Origin of the sequence: Methanospirillum sp. (assembly GCF_028679455.1) — an archaeon.
GTDB lineage: Archaea > Halobacteriota > Methanomicrobia > Methanomicrobiales > Methanospirillaceae > Methanospirillum.
Window position 1 is genome coordinate 1 of sequence record NZ_JAJRBM010000167.1, and the last position, 4,507, is coordinate 4,507.

Consider the following 4,507-nt stretch of genomic DNA (forward strand, 5'->3'; position numbering starts at 1 on the left):
CCTTAATGTAAAAAAACTTGCGATGAGATTAGGACAATTCATCACATGCAACAGATTCCATCCAAGATACAGAAAAATATGATTAGTTCGCGCAAAAAAAGATAAAATTAAAAAATAAGGTGTTCTATTTTCCTCATACCTCTGATAGTTATCTGTTCTCTCTTATCTGGTTATTACCAGGTATTACCGTACGGAGATCACCGTTTGGAATGATTTTCGTTTCATTCAAGTCATTCACATGTGGTATGCTTGCCGATAAACCAGTTCAATTTTCACACCTTTACCCTCCTGAAAGCATGAACCGACAGACCGACAACCAAGATACAAAGACCTGAAAGAATTTCGATCTGGGTCAGGGGGATCACCCCGGTTTGCATAAGGCGAATCCCATCTATTGCAAAACTAAGGGGATTAACATACGCAAACGTCCTTAGCCAGTCCGGCATAACATTGTACGGCATCATAGCTGATGAACTAAAAAAAAGAGGCATTGAGATCATCGCATTCACTGCAGAATACTGATCATGGTCATCAACATAAATAGCCAGTGTGGTTGCAAATGCAGAAAGGAGTGTGCCGAAGATGAATAATAACAGGTACGTCATTGCCAGCTGAGTTGGGGAATAGAGACGTGCACCAAGCAAAAAAGCTATTGCAAGTATGATCGTTGACTGGATAAGACCCCGGATTGTAATAACCAGGATTTTTCCAAATAAGATTGATTCGCGGGGTGGTGGCAAAGCCAGGAATTTGTTGAAAAATCCAAACATTCTATCAACAATAAGGAGGCCTCCACCTGCAAGTGAGGCAGAAAGGGTCGTCATGGCTAGAATCCCCGGTGTTACAAAATCAATATAATGGTCAGTAAAGCGAATAGGAAGAGCAAGACCCACAAAAACCAGCCATGCAGCGGGCAAAACCATGGCAGATACAAAACCCCATCTTCCCCTGACCCATCTGATGAGATCCCGAATACAATATACCAGAATTGGATTCATTAATTCCTCCGGATAATGCTTCGGAACGCCCGAAAATTCAACGGGCTGGTATCTTCTGAATTTTCAACAAGATGGAGGAATACATCATCGAGGGAAGGGCGTCTCACAGACATCGCAATAACCCGGAGTCCTTGTTCTGCTAATGCATCTTTGATTAATGGGAGAGCAGAATCACCACGTTCAGCAAAAAAAATGAGTTCGTCGTCTTCATTTTTTACAAACCGGACTCCTGGAACTGATATCCCTGAGAATGTACCCGATATTGTTATGGTTACCACATCATGAGAGATCATCCCTTTCAGGGTGTCTGGGGTATCAACGGCCTTGATAACCCCTTTGTCCATGATTGCAACCCGATCACAGTATCGATCAGCCTCATCCATGTAATGAGTTGTGACAAAAATGCTCATCCCTGCATTCCTGAGAGTTTGAATATGTTCCCAAATTTTTTGTCTGGCTGCAACATCGAGCCCGACGGTAGGTTCATCAAGAAATAAAACCTTTGGATTATGCACCAGAGCTTGGGCTAATTCTAATCGTCGTCTCATTCCTCCGGAATAGACTTTCGCAAATTCATCAGCCCGGTCAGACAGTTCCAGAATTTTAAGAACCTCATCCGTCTTCTCACGTGAATTTTTTACTCCATAGAGTTCAGCAAACATCCTGACATTCTCTCTTCCGGTTAGCCTGACATCCACTGCCAAATCCTGGGGAACATAACTGATGGATTCTCTCACCTTTCTGGGGTCCTTGTGAATATCATATCCACAGATCTCTGCAGTTCCGCTGGTAGGGTCAAGCAGGGTTGTAAGCATGAGTACGGTGGTTGTCTTCCCTGACCCGTTCGGTCCGAGGATCCCAAAAATCTCATTCCCTACCGAGAGATTCATTTGGTTAACAGCACAGAGTTCTCCAAAATTTTTTGTCAGGTTACGGATTACAATCTGATTTGTATCATTCTTGTTGTCAATTTCTAAACCTGTCACGGTTACACCTGTTCCAATTTGGTTTCGAGCCATCTTATTCAGGAAATAAAATTAGATACACGATATTATCCAGATGATACCTTTGGGGCTGCAGAATCCCATATCGGCAGTACATACCTGCCTGCTTCAGTAGTTATGAACTGCATCGGTACCCCATATACTGAAATGATGTTTTCTTCGGTCATTACTTCATCAGCGGTTCCAATCGCGACGATATCTCCATTATCCACCAACATGACACGGTCAGCATAATGATAGGCAAAATTGAGATCATGGACCGCCACGAGGACTGATTTGTTGTTTTGCTCAGATAATTCCCGTATCATGGTGAATACATCGATCTGATGCCTGATATCAAGGGCGCTTGTGGGCTCATCAAAGAGGAATATCTGTGGTTCCTGAGCGATTGCACGAGCGATGAATACCCGCTGGCGTTCTCCTCCCGAGAGTTCGGTCAACATCTTTTCTGCCATATGCGATATCGCAAGCCGGTCCATTGCTCCCTGAACCACAACAAGATCATGCTCTGTCAGTGACCACTCAACATGGGGTCTGCGTCCCAGTATCACGGCTTCAAGCACGGAAGCGGAGGTGAGGTATTGGAAATCCTGGGGAACATACCCGATGGTCTTTGCTACTGCATTTTTACTGTATTCTGAGATGTTCTTCCCATTCAGAATGATATTTCCCGATTTCTGGCTGATGATACCGGCAAGGGTCTTGATAAGCGTGCTCTTTCCTGATCCATTCGGACCGATTATGCAGATCACTTCGCCTGGTACGAGATCAAAACTGACCGAATTCAGAACCTGAGTACTCCCATACTTCACCGAAAGATCCTGCACAGTAAGGACCTGTTGTTCCCCGTTCATGTGATCACTCGATGTTGTCCCCGAAGAATGAGAACCATGAAGAAAACACCGCCGATGATATACATGATAACTCCAACCGGTATTTCGATAGGATCCATTACAGTACGGGCTGCTGTATCTGATACCAGAAGGATCAAAGCACCAAGTAAAGCCGAACATGGGATCAGATATCGATTATCATTTCCAATGAGCATCCTGCCTATATGAGGGCCCATGAGTCCAATAAATCCGATAATACCGGTGAAGGCAAGACAAGCTGATGCAGCGAGAGTTGCAACAAAGAGGCCGGATATCCTTAGTCGATGTACATTGACACCAAGATTTTTAGCTACATCATCGCCGGCAGCGAGACCGTTAAGATCCCATGCTTTTGATTCGAGATATAATACACAAATCAAGGTGATTGGAGCAACAATCACTACTGCATTCCAATTTGCTCCCCACATTCCACCCATGAGCCAAAGAGTGATCTCACGAAGTTTCTCATCATTGGTGAGATATTTCATGATCATAACTCCCGCAGTGAAGATGTACCCGATGACCACGCCAGAGAGGATTAGTGTAGCACTTGATGCCCCTTTCATTCGAGATATTGCATAGATAAGTAGAATAGAGAGCCATCCAAGAAGAAATGCAGCCAGAACAATAGTGCCGCTCTGATACTGAAGAGGAATAAAAGGGAACAGAACGGGCCCGAATACTATGGCCATTGCTGCCCCAAATGAAGCAGCAGAAGAGAGTCCAAGGGTAAATGGGCTTACTAACGGGTTGCGAAGGAGTGCCTGCATGACACACCCGGCAACGGCAAGACTGATCCCGGAAAAAATTGCAAGAAGCACCCTGGGCATTCGGAAATCAATGACAATAATTTTCTCTGAGTTAGATCCTTCAAGTAATCCTGGGCAGGCAATTGTCTGGTACAGAATGATGAGAATCCTTTCGAAGGAAAGGTGGAAAGAACCTGCATTCAGTGCGTATACTATGGTCAGAAATAAGAGGATTAGAAGTGTAAGTATTATTAGTAATTTTCGTCTTTTTCCTGATAGATAAAATAAAATGGGATTTTTTTGAGTTCTGGTCATATCCTGGTTCCATGAATCTATTAATGTAAGATTAATAAGCCATTACCTAAAAAGGATAATTGTGAGATATTTTATGAATTGCTCTTCCGAATTGGGAACTTTTCCTGCACTTTTGCCATAATATCTTTCATAGAATCTCCCCAGGCAGCAATATCATCCTGAGTGTAAATATCGACACTTCCACCCTGGTAATCACCTTCACCAATCTTGTCTTCCATCCAGGATTCAATCTGCAGATAATTATTTTTCAGATCTTCGAGGACCTGCTGATCAGCTTCCCACAGGCCTCGCTGCTCTGCTTCAAGGAGTCGGCGTGCAATCTCTTCAAGGGCATATGGATTGTTGTCTTCAAAGAACTGCCTCATTTCGTCATCATTGACAAAGGTTTCAGCAATATCATCAAAGATCCAATCGTCTACCTCCTGAGTCGAAGCTTCCCACCCATACACGTGGGTAACTCTCCGCATGATATCACCGGCCCCTTTGTATCCGTGTTCTTTCATTCCTTCAATCCATTTTGGATTAAGAAGTTTTGTTCTGACGACCCGGCGAAGTTCATCTGCAAGGTC

Annotated in this window: 5 protein-coding genes; all 5 read right to left on the reverse strand. The window is 43.8% G+C overall.

Annotation, left to right across the window (positions count from 1 at the left end):
- Positions 1–272 precede the first annotated feature (272 nt).
- The gene (locus tag LUQ50_RS05660) at positions 273–998 is read right to left on the reverse strand and encodes an ABC transporter permease (protein ID WP_300037469.1); all 726 of its coding nucleotides are present in this window, start codon (positions 996–998) and stop codon (positions 273–275) included.
- Positions 998–2,017 (reverse strand): ATP-binding cassette domain-containing protein, encoded by a 1,020-nt coding sequence (locus tag LUQ50_RS05665; RefSeq protein WP_300037472.1) that lies wholly within the window; start codon positions 2,015–2,017, stop codon positions 998–1,000. Before LUQ50_RS05665 ends, LUQ50_RS05660 begins: the two co-directional genes overlap by 1 nt.
- Before the next feature lie 32 nt (positions 2,018–2,049).
- Positions 2,050–2,856, reverse strand: a complete 807-nt coding sequence (locus LUQ50_RS05670) for an ABC transporter ATP-binding protein (protein ID WP_300037475.1) — start codon at positions 2,854–2,856, stop codon at positions 2,050–2,052.
- Positions 2,853–3,938, reverse strand: a complete 1,086-nt coding sequence (locus tag LUQ50_RS05675) for an iron ABC transporter permease (RefSeq protein WP_300037478.1) — start codon at positions 3,936–3,938, stop codon at positions 2,853–2,855. The genes LUQ50_RS05670 and LUQ50_RS05675 overlap by 4 nt, the downstream gene beginning before the upstream one ends.
- A gap of 71 nt (positions 3,939–4,009) precedes the next feature.
- A partial coding sequence (locus LUQ50_RS05680) for a cobaltochelatase subunit CobN (protein WP_300037482.1) occupies positions 4,010–4,507 on the reverse strand: 498 nt, incomplete at its 5' end.